The sequence below is a fragment of the Paenibacillus sp. FSL R5-0486 genome (assembly GCF_037975155.1).
Lineage (GTDB): Bacteria > Bacillota > Bacilli > Paenibacillales > Paenibacillaceae > Paenibacillus > Paenibacillus amylolyticus.
The window spans coordinates 3,295,746-3,313,940 of record NZ_CP150237.1 but is presented as its reverse complement, the minus strand read 5'-3'; the positions used below and the strand labels follow the sequence as shown (position 1 = coordinate 3,313,940).

Below are 18,195 nucleotides of genomic sequence, written 5' to 3'. Positions count from 1 at the left end.
CTTCTCTTATCTTATGATTTTTTCGTTACAAAGAATATCCTAATGTAGCTTACTTCTGATCAAATATAACATAGGGTCTCAGATTCATCTCCTTCTAGACCTTAAATGTTTTCCTTTATCCAAGAACGCAACTTATCCGCATAGAAAGCGCGTTCATCTGGATCGGACTGCGAACCGTTTGTCAGATAAAGTTGATCATTTACGTATCTAGGGTAAACATGGAGATGATAATGCCAGACGTCTTGATTGCCAGCAGGTTCATTATGTTGCCGTGTCGAAATCCCATCACATTCATATGTACTTTTCATTGCAAATGCTGTAAGCTGAGCCGCGAGGTGAATTTCAACAGCGTAATCCGCAGGGAGTTCAAAGATGTTCTCGAAATGTTGATTCGGAACAATAAGAACATGTCCTTTGTTGTTTGGCCACCATTTGCCCGCTATAAATGCCGTTACCATTTCATTCTGATAGATGATATCCCTTTGTTTTGTTCCCTGATCAGGTCGCTCGATACCCCAAATACGACAAAATGGACATTCGTACCCTTCAGGCTGATGTGAAAATGATACTGTCATCTTTCTCATTCCACTCCTTTCATGTTTACTTCACTAGTTATTAGACGCAGGTATCTTCTGTTCGTTGCGAAAAGAGCACGGGTTGTAGAATGATCAGCAATTAACAAACTGAAAAGCAAAAAGCAGCTGACCTTGGCGGCAGCTGCTTTTTTCTATCTTTAACTATCACTATTGCACACTTCACAATTACATGGTGCTGATATCAATAACAAAGCGATATTTCACGTCGGAAGCCAGTACACGTTTGTAAGCTTCGTCAATCTGGTCAGCGGAGATGACCTCAATGTTAGGTGCAATATCATGTTCTGCACAGAAATCAAGCATTTCCTGTGTCTCACGAATGCCACCAATCATGGAACCCGCGAATGAACGGCGATGGCCGATAAGAGAAAATACGTTAACAGCTAAAGGCTCTGCAGGAGCACCCACGTTCACCAGAGTACCATCCAGTGTGAGCAGTGAGAAATAAGCGTTAATGTCAATATTCGCACTTACCGTGTTAATCATCAGATCAAATGTGCCTGCAAGTTTCTCGAATGTTTCCGGTTCACTTGTGGCAAAGTAGTGATCTGCACCAAATTGCAGTCCATCTTCTTTTTTGCTCAAGGATTGGGAGAGAACCGTTACTTCGGCACCCATCGCATGTGCAATTTTGACAGCCATATGACCTAGACCACCCATACCTACAACGGCAACCTTCTTACCTGGGCCAGCTCCCCAGTGATGAAGTGGTGAATACGTCGTAATACCGGCACACAGCAAAGGTGCAGCAGCATCAAGTGTAATGTTATCAGGGATGCGCACGATGAAATCCTCTACGACAACAATGTGAGTTGAATATCCACCTTGCGTAGGCTCACCGTATTTGTCTACACCAGCGTAAGTAGGAATATTTCCTTTGAGACAGTATTGCTCTTCACCTTTGCGGCAGTTATCACACTCGCCACAAGAGTCAACCATACATCCGACTCCTACTCGATCACCGACTTTATATTTGGAGACCCCTGTTCCTACATCGGTTACAATCCCGGCAATCTCGTGTCCAGGAACAAGTGGATAATTCACAGGGCCCCATTCACCGTGGGCAGTATGGATGTCAGAATGGCAGATACCAGCATATTTAATCTCAATTAATACATCATTAGTATCCAGATCACGTCGTTTAATTTCAGCACTTCTGAATTGTTGGTCTGGTCCGTCAACGGCTCTGGCTTTAGCTATAATCAATGGGATAACCTCCTAGTAATTTAAAGTTCAAAATAATCTTACTCCCTCTAGTTAACTCTAGGTCAAATGTTTATCTTACTTTTTTTATCTCCAACGTACTTTGACATGTTGTATGCAGCATGGTAGAATTCACTCTGATCATCCTAGAGTTAACTCGAAGTCTAGCCCCAGTAGAAAGGAATTTTATGAAAATGACCTATTCAATCGGTGAAGTTGCCAAAAAATTAGACCTTACGGTATATACATTGCGTTACTACGACAAGGAAGGACTCATGCCTTTTGTGGAACGTACCACAAGTGGAACACGTTTGTTCAAAGACTCCGACATTGACTTTCTAAAGATCATCCAATGTCTGAAGCTGACCGGCATGCCTATTAAAGACATTAAAGACTTCATTGAATGGTGCTCTGAAGGGGACTCCTCGCTGAAGCAAAGATATGACATGTTTACGGAGCGAAAAGCTATTGTGGAAGCGCAAATGGAGGAACTAAGAAGAACCATGGAAGTCATCGAGCACAAACGCTCCTACTACGAAACAGCTTTGGAGGCTGGGACCGAAGAGATTCATAAAATTAAATCGATGGAAAATGCCATCACCAATTGATGGTTCATGCTTTCTATTTTCTAAAATTAGCGCACAAAAAAAAGTAGCTTGAAGTCCTCTAACGGATTTCAAGCTACTTTTTTGGGTATGTCTCTACTCATCATTTTTCCAAAAGTTTCATCGTTACATGGATAATCCGGTTTAATTTTTCCTTATCCGTCGAGGTTCTTGCCATGGCTCTGATGCCGACAGAAATATTGTGCAGGTACTCTGCCATTTCCTTCGCATCATGATCAGAGGAGAATTCTCCCTCCCGCTGCCCCCATTGAATGAGTTGCTCAAACATCTGCTCTGCTTCATTAAATGAATCAAGAGATCGCGTATCCACGTCCGGATCGCGTGTGCCTAGCTCTACGGCGGAGTTCACGATTAAGCATCCCGATGGCGTATCCTCTACTTCACTGATCATAACTTCGAAGATTTTATGCAGTGCTTCCACTGCCGTCTTGGATGCCTTGATTTCTGCAAGTAATGTGGTGCTGACCTTACCTCTGTAACGATCCATTGCCTGCAAAAACAGCGAATGTTTGTCGTCAAATGTATCATATATACTTCTGCGATGAATTCCCATATGCTCAACCAGGTCACTCATCGACGTTTTCTCGTAACCTTGTTCCCAGAAGATCTTCATTGCTTTATCCAATACTTCGTTCACTTCAAACTCTTTACTTCTAGCCATTCGACTTCCCTCCCAAAATCAATCTAACACATCGGGAACGATCAGTAAATAAAAGATGCAGATACCCTTCTCATTCTCACCTGATCATGTATTAGCTGAACCGTAAGTGTATATCTTCTGTACTTGTTGTATATCATGACCTGTGTACTTGTGATTATGTAACCAGCAATCAGAATGTCTTATCCATTCACATCAAATATTTTCCTATTCCTATCCGTTTTCTACCGCCTTCGGTCAATATACGATAGAATGTGATTATTATGTTGTGAGGAAAAAAGGAGAACTTTGCATGTCTGATCAAATACATGAACAACAAAACGAATTAGCCACACTCATTGATCGTTATTCTGACAAGGATGGGGTACATCCTACGGCAATCCCTTCATTATTTCTAATCCGTGAATCGGTCGTTACTGAACCTATATTTAGAGTGAATGAACCATCCTTTTGCATTATCGTTCAGGGTGAAAAAGAGGTCCTGCTGGGACAGGATCGTTTCCGGTATGGTCCAGGAAGTTATATCGTGGCAACCGTTGACTTGCCGGTTAGTGGACAAGTAATTCAAGCCTCGTCTGAGGCTCCCTATCTGGCCCTGAAGCTTGAATTCACATCCAGTGAGATTCTGGAGGTATTGAACCATTCCGATTTCCCAGCAAGACCGCGGAAAACAACGAGACGTGCGATGTTTGTCAGCCAAGCTGAGCCGTCTCTGCTGGATGCAGTCGTCAGATTAGCACGTTTGTTGGAAGATCATTCGGAAGATATCCCACTACTCGCACCTTTGTTCAAAAAGGAAATTCTCTATAAAGTTCTGAAAGGCCCACATGGGATTGCACTAGAACAAGCTACCATGGAAGGCAGCCATACCTATCGAATCAGAAACGTTATTGAATATATTATGAATCACTCTGAGCAAAATTTTCGGGTTGAGGAATTGGCGGATTTGGCAAATATGAGTACTGCCTCGCTACACAGACACTTTAAAGAAGTGACTGCCATGAGTCCGATTCAGTTTCAAAAACAATTGAGGCTGCAAGAAGCGCGCCGCTTGTTATTATCCAAGTCCACCGATGCAGCAGATGTAGCATTTCAGGTAGGTTACGAGAGCCCTTCCCAATTCAGCCGTGAATATTCTCGCATGTTCGGATTTCCGCCCAGAGAAGATATTAAACGCTTGAGAGGCGGAAGCGATGAGCCGACTACCATCTCTTGACTGGTTACTGGCTAATATCGTTCCTTTACCTTGTCTAGTTTAACCTCAAAAAGGACTCCTTCTGTTTTATTAGAGGAGTCCTTTCTTATTTCTGTATTAATGAAGATCATTTAATCGTTAAATTATTAATACATTAAAAACCAGTTGTATATTGTTTTGGAACGTCCGTTGTCTTGCGCAAAGCAGACGCAGCTTCCAAGGCCCAGTAAGGATTTCTTAACAGACCTCTGCCAACTGCAACGAGATCAGCTTCTTCATTTCCGATGACTGCATTCGCCAATTTCGGATCATCCAGCCTTCCAACAGCAATCACAGGCACATCAAGAGCTTCTTTGATTGCTTTAGCGAGAGGTACTTGATAAGCTGCGTGAGTTCCTGGTCTGCCCGATGCACCAATAGGTCCCTCGCCACCAGATGAGATGTCAAATACGTCAACACCTGCCTCTTTATAAGCCTTGGCAAACTCAGAACTTTCGTTAATGCCATAGCCACCTTCGACGTATTCTTTGGCTGAAATACGCATCATCAAGGGCATATCCTCGGGCATCTCTGCCTTTGCAGCCTGAATGATCTCCCGGCCGAATAACGTTAAATCTTGACCATATTCGTCTTCTCGCTTGTTTGTTAGTGGAGAATGGAACTGATGAATCAGATATCCATGTGCGCCATGAAGCTCAATCGCATCAAAACCAGCTTTCACAGCACGCGCTACTGCACTACGGAATTTCTCAACCATTCCTTTTACTTCGTCCGTTGTAAGCGCTCGAGGTTGCTTGGAATTCTCATCAAAGGCGATCGCGGACGGAGCAACTGGAACCTCAGCATCTTCTGCTTTGCGGCCCGCATGAGCAATCTGGATACCGACCTTGGCACCATAACTGTGACACGCATCTACGATCCGCTTCAGAGCCGGGATCTGTTCATCTGACCATAACCCAAGATCATAATCTGAGATTCGGCCATCAGGCTCCACATCTGTCATTTCAATGATAATGAGACCTGTTCCTCCCACGGCACGACTAACGTAGTGCATATAATGCCAATCTGTTGCAATACCATCTTTTTGCTCAACTGAATATTGGCACATTGGAGCCATTACAACACGGTTTTTAAGCTCTAGGCTTTTAAAAGAATATGGACTAAACAAATCTGTCATCAAAATAAAACTCCCCTTTTCATGAATCATGAATAACAAAAATGCATGCGCAAGCATCGAATCAATGCCTACAATTAATAACTCCGTATGATTTGGAACTCACATATATCTTTTACTTCATCACATAAAGACATTCAAATCCATGCTTTCGCAAAATACGAACAGCCTTTTTGGATTGAAGCATACCAGGTGACATTATAATTACGTTATCTTCTCGAAGAAGGTATTTTTCCCATGTGAAAGCAAGGCGCCCCAATGAGATGTTAATCGTATCCGGAGTAGGATTAACCATATAATCCGTCGCATCTCGAATATCGATCACTTTATACTGCCGAAAATCACGCTCTTGTCTGAGAAATACTTGATAATCTATATATTCAAGATTGCGCACTGGCCAAAATTGACGTACAACGATGAAGATACCTAATATGAAGGTCAAAAGCATCAACATAATCATTGTATAGCCCTCTCTTAACTCATCAGATATCGTTGAAAATTTTGTTTCGGATCAGAGCCCACTCAATGCCTCAGATATTGTATCCTCACCAGCGATTAGATCAAATGAACGTTTGTACGTATTCTTCTCACTCAAACTGGCCAAAATTACATGAGCCACATCTTCACGAGCAATGTTACCGGTTGTTATATTCTCAGCAACAGTAACTTTACCTGTTCCCGGTTCATTCATTAGAATCCCTGGACGTATAATGGTATATGTTAATCCACTGATCTCTAACAATTTATCAGCATAGTGTTTCGCTACATAATATGGAAGGATGTTATCATGCCAGTTCTCACGATTATTGGCTTGGATCGCACTCACCATGATAAATCGATCAATACCCGCTTTTTGAGCCGCTTCAATGGTTTTCCCGGCACCATCCAGATCAATCAGGAGTGTTTTATCATATCCCGTTGTACCGCCAGAACCAGCCGCAAATACAATGGCATCACAACCCGTTGCAGCAGCTACAAGTGAGTCAACCGTACCTTCCAAGTCGGCAAGAACCGTTTCCACACCCTGTGCTGCAAATGAATCTACCTGTTCTTGTTTTCGTACCATGGCAAGAACGGTGTGTTCTTCACTATTCTTCAAAAGATGAATAAGTTGTTGACCAATCTGTCCATTTGATCCCACGACGAACACCCTCATGTTCAATACCTCCTTTATACAAAATCACCGCATCCATATTAAATTCATGCGCATGCATTTAATTTAACGGATATATTAATGAGTGTCAAGTCTTCTTATAGGGTAAATGACTACATTACCCTATATTCACCCTAGCCTTAGAACAATTCTTTAGTGAGGTTCTCTAATCGAGTCTCAAATCCATCCTGTTCCAATTCAGTTTGCAAGACCTGATTAAACGTTTGAAGTGCTTTCTTATATTTATTCTCTCCAAGCTCCGTAATTCGAGTGTAAATGCCACGCCGGTCATCTTCACATGCATGTCTTTCCAGAGCCCCACAGTCTTTGGCTTCCATCCTAACGACGAGCCTGGAAGTAGCACTTTGGCTCAAGCCTACTAGTTCTTGAAGTTGCTGTAGGCGTAATTCCTTACCCTCCGCATTATATATGAAGTTTAACACATAAAATTCCTTCAAAGATAAGTCATATTGTTGAAGCAGAGCTTGTTCCAGCTTCTCGTTCAGATGGGTATGAATGTTAGAGAAAGCCAACCAAACATTCAAACGTTCACTCTTTTGCTGCAATCTAGATCACCCCACTTGATATTTAATTTTCATCAGCTGTTATCCTATTGTATCAAGCTTAATTACATTGGTCAAAACCCATCCAAGTTCGACGTATATAACATCCTAAGCTCATAAGAAGAGCATTTCCCCGTCTTGTACCGACGTTTAGAAATGCTCCAGTATTACCATTTATGCAGTCTAATCTTACTTCGCGGTAAGCAGGCTATCGGAAATAAATTGAAGCTGACCTTCCAACGTTAACGGATCGTTGTACGAGTCTGAAGTCGGATCAAGCTGGAACACATGATTTGCCTTCACCGCAGGCAAGTTCTTCCATAATGTATTGTCATATACGATCTTGGGATCGGTTGTATCTCCCGACCACGGGCTGGTGAAGATGATATCCCCCGCATACTCCGGTAATAGTTCCATGGAGATTGAAGCCCATCCAGTTCCGCTGTCAATCGCTTCAGCTTGGGCCTTGGCTGGTGCCTTGAGATCAAACTCCCCGTAAATAATTTCACCACCTCGACCATAGTTATGACCAAATACAAATAATCCTTTGGCGTATGGATTCAGTATGGAAACGGTACGATCGCCTACAGCTTCCTGAACCTTGGGCTTCAGTTCGTTGATCTTCGCTTCCCATTTAGCATTCCAAGCTTTCGCTGCGTCTTCTCTATTGGTGAGCTTACCCATTTCAAGCATTAGATCCTTGAAATTGCGCTTACCATATGCAATCTGTACAACAGGCGCAATCTGCTCCAGCTTGTCGATGCCCTCTGTTCCAGTGTACACGATAAATAAGTCAGGTTTTAAACTGATTAGTTTCTCTGGTGTAGGCTCTTGACCCAGATCACTGGTGCCCGCTGCTGCAAGTTGATCCTTGATATATTTGTTGTTCATCGCTCCTGATAAAGCGCCGACTACCGGTGCATCCAGGGCAACAAAGTAGCCTGTCGAAAATGATGTCAAATCAATAATGCGCTTAGGATTCTTCGGTACCTGTACTTCGCCTGCATCCGATTGATATGTAACAAGTTCCTCTTCGGCAGTTGCCGCTTTATCAGCGGAAGAAGCTGAATCCGAGTCCGTCTTGGTTTCTGTCTCCGTAGCCGCATTCGTGCTGTCCCCGGTTGTACTATTGGTCGTCGCAGACTGACCACATGCACTAAGTACAATCAGCAAGATAAGTGCCATCATGATCCATATTGATTTTATCTGTTTACGCAAAATAAACCCACCTTTTCGTTGATATTGATAATCGTTATCAACGATATCATGCTATGCAGGATTTGACAAGCTATGTTTACTTCACCCCCTCTATGAACTCTAACTTGCAAGTCACCAAGTTAAACAGCTATCATCAATAGAGTAAACCATTCACTTTTTTTAAAAAAGAGAGTTTTGAAAAGCCAATGAAACGTAATCAAGGAGGACAACATGGAAGAGATTATATTGTGGTTAAAGTATTTGTTTTTAGGTATTGTTCAAGGTGCGACGGAGCCAATCCCCGTCTCCTCAAGCGGTCATCTGATCATCGCCCAGAAACTTATGGGCATCAAGCAGAATGGATTGTCATTTGAGATTTTAACAAACACAGCATCACTTATCGCTATTATTTTTATTTTCCGGGAAGATATCAAAAAGTTGATTATTGGTGCATTAGGTTACCTGCGTACTCGTAAAGAAGAATATCGAGCAGACTTCATGTTTTGCTTATACATAATTATTGGTACGATCCCTGCTGCTGTCGTTGCGGTCCTGTTCAAAGATCGGATTGAAGAAATTTTCTCATCCGTATATACCGTTTCCATCGCACTATTAATCACCGGGGTTGCCTTGTGGCTTATTCGTAATCTTCGTGGTCGCAAGCAAGACGGAGATCTGTCTACGAAAGATGCATTGTTGGTAGGTCTGGCTCAGGCGGTCGCTCTTATTCCGGGCATTAGCCGCTCAGGGGCAACTGTAATTGCGTCCATCGCTGTTGGCATGAAACAGGAAACAGCTTTGAAGTTCTCCTTTATGCTGTACATTCCCATCAGTATTGGCGGACTTATCATGGGGGTATCCGACATTGCCAATGATCCGAATCGATCACAACTGGCTATCCCTTATCTGATCGCATTCATCACGACACTCTTTGTCACGTATTTCTCCATGAGATGGTTTATGGGCATTATGGCCAAAGGCAATCTGAAATACTTTTCGTATTACTGTTTTGCTGCAGGAACATTGTTACTGATCTTCTTATAAAAAATAGTCCACACACCAAAAGGAACAACCAGCGATGGTTGTTCCTTTGTTGTATAGTGGCAGAACCTTAATGACCTATAGCAAGAGCTAGACGGTCAGGCGCGTAGCCTTGTTGCTTCTGTTAACCAGCTCTGTAGCCGCGAACATAACACTGAACAGAATCAGCAGGATCAGGGGTACCATTGACATTCCCCATTGGCTGGCTATAAGTCCCATACCTAACGGGATGAGTGTTGAACCTGTATAGGCACTGGCCATTTCAAGTCCAATTACACTTGGGGATGCCTTCTCACCGAAGCGTTCCGGTGTCGCATGAACAATACTCGGATAGATCGGTGCTCCGCCCAATCCCACGATAGATAAAGCCCCTGCGGCAATCCAGTAAGGAATCGGCATAACCAGGATAACTAATCCGAAGCATCCGACGATTCCACCATATCTGATGAGATTTTTGCTGGATACATGAGTCGAAAGAAAACCTGAGATTACACGTCCCAAGATAATGCCAATGAAAAATAGAGAGGATAGTGCTGCGGCAGTGCCTGGAGAAACTCCTTTGCTAACAATGAAGAAAGAAGCCATCCACAGACCGGCAGCAGTTTCGGAACCGTTGTAACAGAGCATCGCAATCATCGACATTTTCACGCCGGGGATACGTATGGCCTCACGGTTGCTTACGCGTTTCTTCTCATCGCCTGAACCCTCTACTCTTCCCTTCTCAAAAATCTTCCATAGAGACAAAGTTGATAATAAGACCACCACGATCCCAAGCAAAATCAACGCCACAGTAACGTATCCTGCACGCCAGTTGTTTGCTTGATTCAGCCAATATGCCATAACGAGTGGGCCTGTCACTGCGCCAATTCCCCAGAAACAATGCAACCAGTTCATATGCTTGGCCTTGAAATGCAAGGCTACATAATTACTTAGTGCCGCATCCACCGAACCTGCACCTAAGCCGAGAGGGATCGCCAGAATCAGTAAAAACACAAAATTCTCAGAGAATGAGAATCCCAACAGCGCGATCGTTGTTGAGAGGATACTGAATACTGTGACTTTACCCGTTCCGAACCGGTGTAACAATCGGCTGGCCGTTAGACTGGACACTACTGTACTAAATGAAATGATTAGCGATATGTAACCAGCCATTTCTGTTGTCGCATGTATATCGTTTTTCATAACGGACCAGGCACTGCCAAGTAAAGCATCAGGTAATCCCAGCCCTATAAATGCGAGATAAATAATGATTAACAATAACGTGACCATCTGGGTGTCTCTCCTCAGTTTGTTTAATTTCTGATTCTCGTCGAACCACCCATATAATAATATTGATATTTTTATCTGTAATCTTCCTATATTTTGACTCCTTATATCAGTATTCTGATATATTCTGGTGACTTATTACCTATATCACTGGTTCAGGATAGGTATTTCTCCAAGCAAATTCTTCAAGTTAATGGCATCCCACGGCATATGCTCAGTTATCCCTAATCCAACTACATCTGTTTCTTCAGACAGTTCTTTGATCAGACGAAGCAAGTGAAGTATTTGCATGGTTCCCGCTGGTGAAAAAACATAAGGTTCCCCTGGTTTAGCGAATAACAATGAACGGAACATGTTAGGATCAAGCACATCCAGATCAAGGTGAATTGCCAGATGTTTGATACCAATCTCTTTAATCCACTTCTTAATCGAATCCATGCCATGGGTTAATTCTTCAGTTCCAGCCGTTCGGATACCCAATCTTTGAATCACTTCGGTTTCCTGTTCCGTGGGGGTTGTCAACCCGGCCATGAAGACATGTTCGGGCTTCAAAGGGACACTCACATGTTTGGCAAACTCCGGATCGCCTTCCCCAAGAAGGTTCCCAAGCGGTAAAGTATGACCGTTGTCATAGCCCTCGTATCTAACCAGATCACCATGTGCATCAATCCATATCAAACCAAGTTCTCCGCCATATCGTTCATTTAAATAAGCAAACGGGGCTTGTTCAACCAAACAGTCACCGCCAAACATGACAATGCGATCGGGCTGGTGAGCTTGAATAATATGCTGGGCAGCCTGCAATTGCTGAAGTAGCGGTGCTCTGCCTTTTATCCCGTTCTCGCTTACCAGAGATGTTCCATCATAAGCCTCAACAGGAACATGAATGAGAGGTTGATCATTGTCAGGTGCAAGCCATGCAAGCAACTCCGCTCCAAATGAGTAGTTTGGATTATCTCCACCTTGCCATTGTGGCATAAGCAGACGTATTGTTTTTTGAGTCATCGTAAATCCCCTTTACTTCAAAGTAAGGTTAGTATAAACTGAGCCCAAACAAATAAATAGTACGGTCTTTTATGATAGGTACTACCCGGAAGGATAGTGTAAATGATGAGTATGGCTGAATACCACGGTAAAGTTAAAAACATTCAAGATACCCCTTTTGGATATACGTTGTCTGTCATTGGTGGCAAATGGAAAATGGTGATTATGTATCTTCTCGCTGATAACCAGCCTGTCCGCTTCAATGAACTTAAAAGACAGATCGGCGCTATCACGTATAAAACGCTGAGTTCACAGCTCAAAGAATTGGAAGCAGATGGTATGGTCGAACGGAAAGAGTACCCTCAAGTCCCTCCTAAAGTCGAGTACCGTCTGACAGCCAAAGCTGAAACGTTATTGCCCGTTTTGGAAGGACTATGCGAATGGGGTGTTCAACATCAGGAACCTTCGATCAATAATAGCGCAACGGATTGAACGCTTTTGTCTATATTTTCAGATGAGATAATTGGAGTAAATGGAGTATGTTAAAATGCAAAAAGTCGCCAATCGGCGACTTTTTTACTTTTATCTTGTGTTCCTCTGTCCGTTCAGTAAATAAAAGCTGTGATTCGTAGAATTATACTTTTTCGTGTACCAGATCTTTCTGATAGGCCAACACTCTGTCCCAATTGCCACTGAAAACAGGAATTCGATAATACCCTACACGCTCATACAGCGCTGCAGCTTCTGGTTGCAAGGGACCTGTTTGCAGTTTCAGATTGGTATAACCAAGTTCGTTCGCAAGACGCTCTGCCTCGGCCAATATAGCCTGGGCAATCCCCTTACGGCGGTAACCATTGCGTGTATACATGCGTTTAACTTCTACAGATGTTTCATCAAGGGGTCTAAGTGCTCCGCAACCAACCGGATACCCGTCGATCCTGGCAACGATAAAAGCCGCACGGGGCACCTCAACGTCTGACAGTTGAAATCCTGCAGTTCCATCACCACCATATAACAAACCGAGTTCTTCACTCAGTTCCTTGATCAATAGTAGCGAATCCTCGCTCCGAATATCTTCAGCTGCTGCATGCACGATATGTGTCATCCCACATACCCCCTTTATCTTATTGGACTTATTGGTTTAAATGATATATCTAAATTATCATTCCCAACACCAAGCGTCAATTCCCCCATTCATTGAATATTTCTATAAGCAACCGAACGTATCTTTTTGCAGTCTTTATTCGTTTACATAAGAAATATAACGAGCAACGATGTATATGAATTTCAACTCTCGGAGGTCTGATATTATGGAAATTTCAAAAGGAATAACGATGCTTCAGCTTGATTTTGAGGGGAATATAATTCACCCTGTGCTGATATGGGATGAAGAAATGGTTGTGTTAATTGATACCGGATTCCCTGGACAATATGACGATTTGTGTATCGCACTCGAAAAGATTGGTGTGCCGATCAGCCAACTGAAAGCAGTGATTTTGACGCATCAGGATGTGGACCATATCGGGTGTCTTCCCGAGATTTTGCAGGAGTGTGGCTCACAAGTCAAGATATATGCGCATGAGCTGGATAAACCATATATTGAGGGGCAGCTCCCTCTTCTCAAAGATGCTCACCTTGAACATCCTCCAATGGGAAAAATAGATGAAACGGTTACTGATGGTCAGGAACTGCCGTTTTGCGGTGGAATTCGCGTTATTCATACACCTGGTCATACGCCAGGTCATATCAGTCTATATTTGATGGACAGCAAGACGCTCATCGCCGGAGATTCAATGTACAGTGTAGACGGCATGCTTGGAGGCATTCATGAACCTACTACGCTGGATACAGAGACTGCTCGAATCTCTTTGAAAAAGTATATCGAACTCGACATTTCATCTGTGGTTTGTTATCACGGTGGACTAAGTCATAGGAATATAAATGAACAGATCTCAGAGCTATATAAAATGAACTAACGAATATTTACACTGGACACTCCGATGACAGAACAACCTTCCGATCGCTGTTATCCCCAGATTTTTTTATTCCGTCTTTAAAAGGGGAAATCCGAGGATAGCGCATGCTTCCGATGTAGCTTTCTTGCAGAAAGCTTGTAGGCGAACGCTCTGCTTCTTAATAATATTTCAATTGGTTGTTTAGCGAATAAATCCTGTATATGCCACTATAATTCTCTATAATTATGCATAGTCTTCCTATTGTTTGGCATACTGCAAAATGGCTGTAGCCGCACGAATTCGCAACTCTTCTTCTTCACTGTGTAACGCTTCTCTCAGCACCTGGAGAGCTGTCTGAATCGTGGCTTCATCTACCCCTGTTGAGAGAGAGTGCGTTGCTTCGGCTGTTATACTGACTGCAAGACCTCGATCCAGCTGTGCTTGTGATATGGGATACTCAAACTTCGCAAGGATGGCTGAATCATTTTGCAGTGCCTGCACTTTGTCATTCAGCTCAGCGAGAGGAATACGACCCAACCATGTAACTCCCCGACGGTGACAGATCAAGTCGTTTTCTGTGCCAGCGGAATCGTCGTAATAATAATCCCCGATATCCCCAACATACGTCCATTCATCATCGCTAATTAATACATAATCTCCATCCTGCATGAGGTTACCAAACATATGTAATGTCGCGAGTGTGCTCGCCAATTCTGCTTCATCCAAGGGATAGTGTTGAACCAACAGTTCCTTCCATAGTTCCCGGGGCGTTTGCTCCAGATCCCCTGTACCTGACCAAGCAATACCAATATAATTGTCTTCCAAAAAGGATGTTACTCTGTTGATTCCGTGCACGGTGGACTGGATATGATACAGATTCATGCGTACCGCCTTCCTTTCAATCATTCGTATGAACATAGCTCACCATTGTAACATTAGTGGGGTCTATTTCAAACGTAATGATCTCTTTCCCATATGGCGGGTTATGTGGACCGTAAAACGTTCTGACTTCCAGAACCGTTCGAAAATTATAACCACCTTTTGTGCGCCTTTTAAGTTCCAATACATGGATATCATATAGCCCATAGCTAGGGACCGGCATATGATTTGCCTGATAATAGTTGGTAATCTCATGGTAAATGTATGGGTTGAGCATCGTAAGTGCTAATGGCTTATAGTTTTCTTCCTGTTCGCTCTCAGGATCTGCATATGTAACATCTGTGTATAGGGAAATACTATTTATCATTAATGTTGTTGCAAGTATAAAGTGAAAAAGTCGTTTTTGAAATCCCATACTCATCAACCTTTTTTAATTTCTATTATTCCGAGTGAATGCAAAAGCATACAAAATATGATTATGATCTATTATTTATCCTTAGCTGAGTTGGAAGGTTATTCTGTCATCGGAGTGGCAAGTGTAAATACTCGTTAGTTCAACTTATATAGCACACACCTTTGGATATAGCCTCAGGCTATAACTAGGTATAATTTAATGGAATTACATTATAACTCCGGATCTGTGATAAATTTTGTGTAACATAAAAGCAGAGGGGTTTTAAACGATGACAAAAAGTAGTGTATTGGGATATCCGCGTATTGGTGCTGATCGGGAATGGAAGAAAGCGTTGGAAGCGTTCTGGGCAGGTAAGCTGGAGGAAACAGAATTTCACGCACGTTTGCAAGAGATCCGCATCGATCATTTGCGCAAGCAACAAGCAAAAGGCATCGACATCATTCCAGTGAATGACTTTAGCTATTATGATCATATCCTGGATACAGCTGTGATGTTTGGCATTATCCCTAAACGATTTGCTTATGATGGTGGTTCCGTTCCGTTGTCCGTATATTATGGTATTGCTCGGGGAACAAAAGATGCCGCAGCAAGCGAAATGACCAAATGGTTCAACACGAACTATCACTACATTGTACCTGAACTGGACGGGGCTTCCCCAACTCTGACGGAGAACAAGCCACTTGTCGCTTATCGTGAAGCAAAAGAAAAACTCGGCATTGAAGGCAAGCCGGTTATTGTTGGACCGTTAACCTTCCTAAAGCTCTCCAAAGGCTATGATAAATCCGAGACAGACGCTTGGTTGGACCGCTTGCTTCCACTCTATACTCAATTGCTTCAGGAACTTGCTAGCGAAGGCGTTCAGTGGGTGCAGGTCGACGAACCTATTCTGGTAACCAAATTAAGCGATGAAGACGTACAGCGTCTGAATAAAATATATGAAACATTTGCAGCAGCCGTTCCAGGCCTGAATATCATGCTGCAAACGTACTTTGAATCTGTTGAAAACTACAACGACATTGTTGCACTGCCAGTTCAAGGTGTAGGACTTGATTTTGTACACGGACTCTCTGGTAACACACAATCTATTCGGACATCCGGTTTCCCGGCAGACAAAGTGCTCGGTGCAGGTATTATTGATGGACGTGGGATCTGGAAAGCTTCCCTTCAGACAAAACTGAATTTGCTGAATGAATTAACTGAGTTCGTGACACCTGAACGTATCATCGTGCAATCATCTTGCAGCCTGCTGCATGTGCCAGTAACCACAGACCGTGAGGCAAAACTTTCATCTGAACTGAAAAATGCACTTGCATTTGCAGATGAAAAGCTGGATGAGATTGTTCTTTTGACTACAGCCTTATCTTCACCAAGTGCAGAGATTACCGCCAAAATAGACGAAGCAGAGCTTACCCTTCAAGCGCTTCAGCAATCCGAAGATCGAAACCGTACCGCTGTACAGAAAGCCGTTGCTTCCATCAGTGTTCAACAGCCGGAGCGCTCCCGTCCTTTTGCAGAGCGTCATGAAGCTCAACAGGCCAAATGGCAATTGCCACTCTTCCCGACAACAACGATTGGTAGTTTCCCACAATCTGCCGAAGTCAGAAAAGCACGTCAGTTGTGGCGCAAGGGTGAGTTGAACAACGAACAGTATGCTGCCTTCATCCGGGAGCAGATTGATATCTGGATTAAGATTCAGGAAGAGATCGGAATTGACGTATTGGTACATGGTGAGTTTGAGCGTACCGACATGGTTGAATTCTTTGGCGAGAAGCTGGCCGGCTTTGCCTTTACACAGTTTGGATGGGTACAATCATATGGTTCACGTTGCGTGAAGCCACCTATTATCTTCGGTGATGTTGCATTTACGGGTGAAATGACTGTCGAAGAAACGAAATATGCTCAATCGCAGACAGAGCGTCCTGTTAAAGGCATGCTGACTGGCCCGATTACCATCATGAACTGGTCATTCGTACGCGAAGACATTGCTCGTGAGCAGATTGCCTATCAATTGGCGTATGCGTTGAGACAGGAAGTCGAAGCACTTGAACAGGCAGGCATTGGTATGATCCAGGTTGACGAGCCAGCTGTTCGTGAAGGGCTTCCGCTGAAAGAAAATGAACAAGCCGATTACCTGGCTTGGGCAGTCAAAGCGTTCCGTATCTCCACGTGCACGGTGCATGAAACGACTCAAATCCATACGCATATGTGCTATTGCGAATTCCATGACATGATTGATTCCATTGAAGCTATGGATGCGGATGTTATCTCCATTGAGACATCCCGTAGTCACGGTGAACTGATTCATAGTTTTGAAGAAAATACGTATGAGCTCGGTATCGGTCTTGGCGTATATGATATCCATAGCCCAAGAGTTCCGAGTGTGGATGAAATGAGCAGCATGATTGAACGTGCCCTGCGTGTTCTTGATCCGAAGCTGTTCTGGATTAACCCGGACTGCGGATTAAAAACCCGTGGACAGGAAGAAACGGTAGCTTCTCTGCGTAACATGGTTGACGCAACCAGAATCGCTCGTAACAATCACGCTTCAGCTGCTGTATTGTAATCGGCTGCGAAGCAGCATAACTTCAAAAGTAAAGCCGGACACCCCTTCGTTAAATGGGTGTCCGGCTTTTTATCTGGTTACTTTTTGTAGTTACTTTTAACGCAAATTCATTTCACTTGTAACATGGCGATCTCTGGCGTTCCTGCCCCTTTTCTCACCATCCAACGCTTACAACTAGATACTATCTTTCAGCCATTGCTGCAATGGTGTATCTTCGGTCAGTTCACCGAGCAATATATGACGGAACTCTCCGTCCTTATCAATAACCATCGTTGCCGGTAAACCTGTAATCAGATACATGCCTGATATGTTGCCTGTCACGTCAATGATCACCGGGAAATCAAATGCCTGCTTATCCATAAACTCACGAATCGTGCCCTTCGATTCCCCCACGTTAACAAACAGGGTTTCCACGTCATTCTGATAGTCCTGAGCAATCTGGTGAACGAGCGGCATCTCCCTTACACAAGGTGTGCACCATGAAGCCCAAAAGTTAATCATCACGGCTTTGCCCCGATAATCGGACAGTCTGACTTGTTCGCCTTCTGAATTAACCGCTGTGAACTCAGGGGCCACGGCACCAGCTTCAATGGCGTTACCTCGCTGAGATTCGGGTGTCGATACATTTTCGAAAATAGCCCATGTACCAACTAACAATGCGATCACACCAATCAAAATTGTAAGTGTACGTCTACTTTTAAAACTCTTCTTCTGCAATAAACTCACC

19 protein-coding genes are annotated in these 18,195 nt (G+C 43.4%); 6 read left to right on the top strand and 13 right to left on the bottom strand.

Annotation, left to right across the window (positions count from 1 at the left end):
* Positions 1-101: 101 nt before the first annotated feature.
* Together MKY01_RS14870 and MKY01_RS14865 are read right to left on the bottom strand one after the other, a co-directional pair.
* On the bottom strand, positions 102-575 hold the full coding sequence (locus MKY01_RS14870; RefSeq protein ID WP_127548433.1) for an HIT family protein: 474 nt from the start codon (positions 573-575) through the stop codon (positions 102-104).
* A 186-nt stretch (positions 576-761) separates the two neighbouring features.
* The gene (locus MKY01_RS14865; RefSeq protein WP_339286827.1) at positions 762-1,802 is read right to left on the bottom strand and encodes an NAD(P)-dependent alcohol dehydrogenase; all 1,041 of its coding nucleotides are present in this window, start codon (positions 1,800-1,802) and stop codon (positions 762-764) included.
* A 185-nt stretch (positions 1,803-1,987) separates the two neighbouring features.
* On the opposite strand from MKY01_RS14865, the gene MKY01_RS14860 reads away from it, so the two are divergent.
* Positions 1,988-2,407, top strand: a complete 420-nt coding sequence (locus MKY01_RS14860) for a MerR family transcriptional regulator (protein WP_339286825.1) — start codon at positions 1,988-1,990, stop codon at positions 2,405-2,407.
* A 100-nt stretch (positions 2,408-2,507) separates the two neighbouring features.
* On the opposite strand, the gene MKY01_RS14855 is transcribed toward MKY01_RS14860, so the two are convergent.
* The gene (locus tag MKY01_RS14855; protein WP_036608044.1) at positions 2,508-3,086 is read right to left on the bottom strand and encodes a TetR/AcrR family transcriptional regulator; all 579 of its coding nucleotides are present in this window, start codon (positions 3,084-3,086) and stop codon (positions 2,508-2,510) included.
* A 289-nt stretch (positions 3,087-3,375) separates the two neighbouring features.
* Between MKY01_RS14855 and MKY01_RS14850 the strand changes: the two genes are divergently transcribed.
* Positions 3,376-4,299 (top strand): AraC family transcriptional regulator, encoded by a 924-nt coding sequence (locus tag MKY01_RS14850; protein WP_127548429.1) that lies wholly within the window; start codon positions 3,376-3,378, stop codon positions 4,297-4,299.
* 133 nt (positions 4,300-4,432) lie between these two features.
* On the opposite strand, the gene MKY01_RS14845 is transcribed toward MKY01_RS14850, so the two are convergent.
* The 5 genes from MKY01_RS14845 to MKY01_RS14825 form a co-directional block, all read right to left on the bottom strand.
* Positions 4,433-5,455 carry an NADH:flavin oxidoreductase/NADH oxidase gene (locus MKY01_RS14845; RefSeq protein ID WP_315373191.1) on the bottom strand — a complete coding sequence of 341 codons (1,023 nt, stop codon included), beginning with the start codon at positions 5,453-5,455 and terminating at the stop codon, positions 4,433-4,435.
* 112 nt (positions 5,456-5,567) lie between these two features.
* Positions 5,568-5,912, bottom strand: coding sequence for a rhodanese-like domain-containing protein (locus tag MKY01_RS14840; protein ID WP_127548424.1), 345 nt, complete (start codon positions 5,910-5,912; stop codon positions 5,568-5,570).
* Positions 5,913-5,963: 51 nt separating this feature from the next.
* Entirely contained in the window at positions 5,964-6,608 is a 645-nt protein-coding gene (locus tag MKY01_RS14835) for an SDR family oxidoreductase (RefSeq protein ID WP_339286824.1), read from the bottom strand.
* 137 nt (positions 6,609-6,745) lie between these two features.
* On the bottom strand, positions 6,746-7,171 hold the full coding sequence (locus tag MKY01_RS14830) for a MarR family transcriptional regulator (RefSeq protein WP_017688556.1): 426 nt from the start codon (positions 7,169-7,171) through the stop codon (positions 6,746-6,748).
* 186 nt (positions 7,172-7,357) lie between these two features.
* Positions 7,358-8,386, bottom strand: a complete 1,029-nt coding sequence (locus MKY01_RS14825) for an ABC transporter substrate-binding protein (RefSeq protein ID WP_083677359.1) — start codon at positions 8,384-8,386, stop codon at positions 7,358-7,360.
* Positions 8,387-8,596: 210 nt separating this feature from the next.
* On the opposite strand from MKY01_RS14825, the gene MKY01_RS14820 reads away from it, so the two are divergent.
* Entirely contained in the window at positions 8,597-9,409 is an 813-nt protein-coding gene (locus MKY01_RS14820) for an undecaprenyl-diphosphate phosphatase (protein WP_036608062.1), read from the top strand.
* 87 nt (positions 9,410-9,496) lie between these two features.
* On the opposite strand, the gene MKY01_RS14815 is transcribed toward MKY01_RS14820, so the two are convergent.
* Both MKY01_RS14815 and MKY01_RS14810 read right to left on the bottom strand, forming a co-directional pair.
* The gene (locus MKY01_RS14815) at positions 9,497-10,675 is read right to left on the bottom strand and encodes an MFS transporter (RefSeq protein WP_339286823.1); all 1,179 of its coding nucleotides are present in this window, start codon (positions 10,673-10,675) and stop codon (positions 9,497-9,499) included.
* A 144-nt stretch (positions 10,676-10,819) separates the two neighbouring features.
* Positions 10,820-11,677, bottom strand: a complete 858-nt coding sequence (locus MKY01_RS14810) for an arginase family protein (protein ID WP_339286822.1) — start codon at positions 11,675-11,677, stop codon at positions 10,820-10,822.
* A gap of 105 nt (positions 11,678-11,782) precedes the next feature.
* Here MKY01_RS14810 and MKY01_RS14805 point away from each other — a divergent pair, with 105 nt between their 5' ends.
* The gene (locus MKY01_RS14805; protein ID WP_026081085.1) at positions 11,783-12,148 is read left to right on the top strand and encodes a helix-turn-helix domain-containing protein; all 366 of its coding nucleotides are present in this window, start codon (positions 11,783-11,785) and stop codon (positions 12,146-12,148) included.
* Positions 12,149-12,290: 142 nt separating this feature from the next.
* Here MKY01_RS14805 and MKY01_RS14800 read toward each other — a convergent pair whose 3' ends face one another.
* Positions 12,291-12,761 carry a GNAT family N-acetyltransferase gene (locus MKY01_RS14800; RefSeq protein ID WP_051449730.1) on the bottom strand — a complete coding sequence of 157 codons (471 nt, stop codon included), beginning with the start codon at positions 12,759-12,761 and terminating at the stop codon, positions 12,291-12,293.
* Positions 12,762-12,966: 205 nt separating this feature from the next.
* Between MKY01_RS14800 and MKY01_RS14795 the strand changes: the two genes are divergently transcribed.
* On the top strand, positions 12,967-13,632 hold the full coding sequence (locus MKY01_RS14795) for an MBL fold metallo-hydrolase (RefSeq protein ID WP_339286820.1): 666 nt from the start codon (positions 12,967-12,969) through the stop codon (positions 13,630-13,632).
* A gap of 237 nt (positions 13,633-13,869) precedes the next feature.
* Here MKY01_RS14795 and MKY01_RS14790 read toward each other — a convergent pair whose 3' ends face one another.
* Positions 13,870-14,493 (bottom strand): hypothetical protein, encoded by a 624-nt coding sequence (locus MKY01_RS14790; protein ID WP_339286819.1) that lies wholly within the window; start codon positions 14,491-14,493, stop codon positions 13,870-13,872.
* A gap of 680 nt (positions 14,494-15,173) precedes the next feature.
* Here MKY01_RS14790 and metE point away from each other — a divergent pair.
* The gene (metE, locus tag MKY01_RS14785) at positions 15,174-17,468 is read left to right on the top strand and encodes a 5-methyltetrahydropteroyltriglutamate--homocysteine S-methyltransferase (protein WP_339286818.1); all 2,295 of its coding nucleotides are present in this window, start codon (positions 15,174-15,176) and stop codon (positions 17,466-17,468) included.
* 174 nt (positions 17,469-17,642) lie between these two features.
* Here the strand turns inward: metE and MKY01_RS14780 are convergent, their stop codons facing one another.
* Positions 17,643-18,194 (bottom strand): redoxin domain-containing protein, encoded by a 552-nt coding sequence (locus tag MKY01_RS14780; RefSeq protein ID WP_339286817.1) that lies wholly within the window; start codon positions 18,192-18,194, stop codon positions 17,643-17,645.
* Between the last annotated feature and the right edge of the window lies 1 nt (position 18,195).

Bases quoted from the DNA above. Each gene is read 5' to 3' on its own strand.
- MKY01_RS14840 (WP_127548424.1), bottom strand. From the start codon at position 5,912: ATGATTATGTTGATGCTTTTGACCTTCATATTAGGTATCTTCATCGTT.
- MKY01_RS14800 (WP_051449730.1), bottom strand. From the start codon at position 12,761: ATGACACATATCGTGCATGCAGCAGCTGAAGATATTCGGAGCGAGGAT.
- metE (WP_339286818.1), top strand. From the start codon at position 15,174: ATGACAAAAAGTAGTGTATTGGGATATCCGCGTATTGGTGCTGATCGG.
- MKY01_RS14855 (WP_036608044.1), bottom strand. From the start codon at position 3,086: ATGGCTAGAAGTAAAGAGTTTGAAGTGAACGAAGTATTGGATAAAGCA.
- MKY01_RS14805 (WP_026081085.1), top strand. From the start codon at position 11,783: ATGAGTATGGCTGAATACCACGGTAAAGTTAAAAACATTCAAGATACC.
- MKY01_RS14845 (WP_315373191.1), bottom strand. From the start codon at position 5,455: ATGACAGATTTGTTTAGTCCATATTCTTTTAAAAGCCTAGAGCTTAAA.
- MKY01_RS14790 (WP_339286819.1), bottom strand. From the start codon at position 14,493: ATGAATCTGTATCATATCCAGTCCACCGTGCACGGAATCAACAGAGTA.
- MKY01_RS14795 (WP_339286820.1), top strand. From the start codon at position 12,967: ATGGAAATTTCAAAAGGAATAACGATGCTTCAGCTTGATTTTGAGGGG.
- MKY01_RS14820 (WP_036608062.1), top strand. From the start codon at position 8,597: ATGGAAGAGATTATATTGTGGTTAAAGTATTTGTTTTTAGGTATTGTT.
- MKY01_RS14850 (WP_127548429.1), top strand. From the start codon at position 3,376: ATGTCTGATCAAATACATGAACAACAAAACGAATTAGCCACACTCATT.
- MKY01_RS14835 (WP_339286824.1), bottom strand. From the start codon at position 6,608: ATGAGGGTGTTCGTCGTGGGATCAAATGGACAGATTGGTCAACAACTT.
- MKY01_RS14815 (WP_339286823.1), bottom strand. From the start codon at position 10,675: ATGGTCACGTTATTGTTAATCATTATTTATCTCGCATTTATAGGGCTG.
- MKY01_RS14870 (WP_127548433.1), bottom strand. From the start codon at position 575: ATGACAGTATCATTTTCACATCAGCCTGAAGGGTACGAATGTCCATTT.
- MKY01_RS14860 (WP_339286825.1), top strand. From the start codon at position 1,988: ATGAAAATGACCTATTCAATCGGTGAAGTTGCCAAAAAATTAGACCTT.
- MKY01_RS14810 (WP_339286822.1), bottom strand. From the start codon at position 11,677: ATGACTCAAAAAACAATACGTCTGCTTATGCCACAATGGCAAGGTGGA.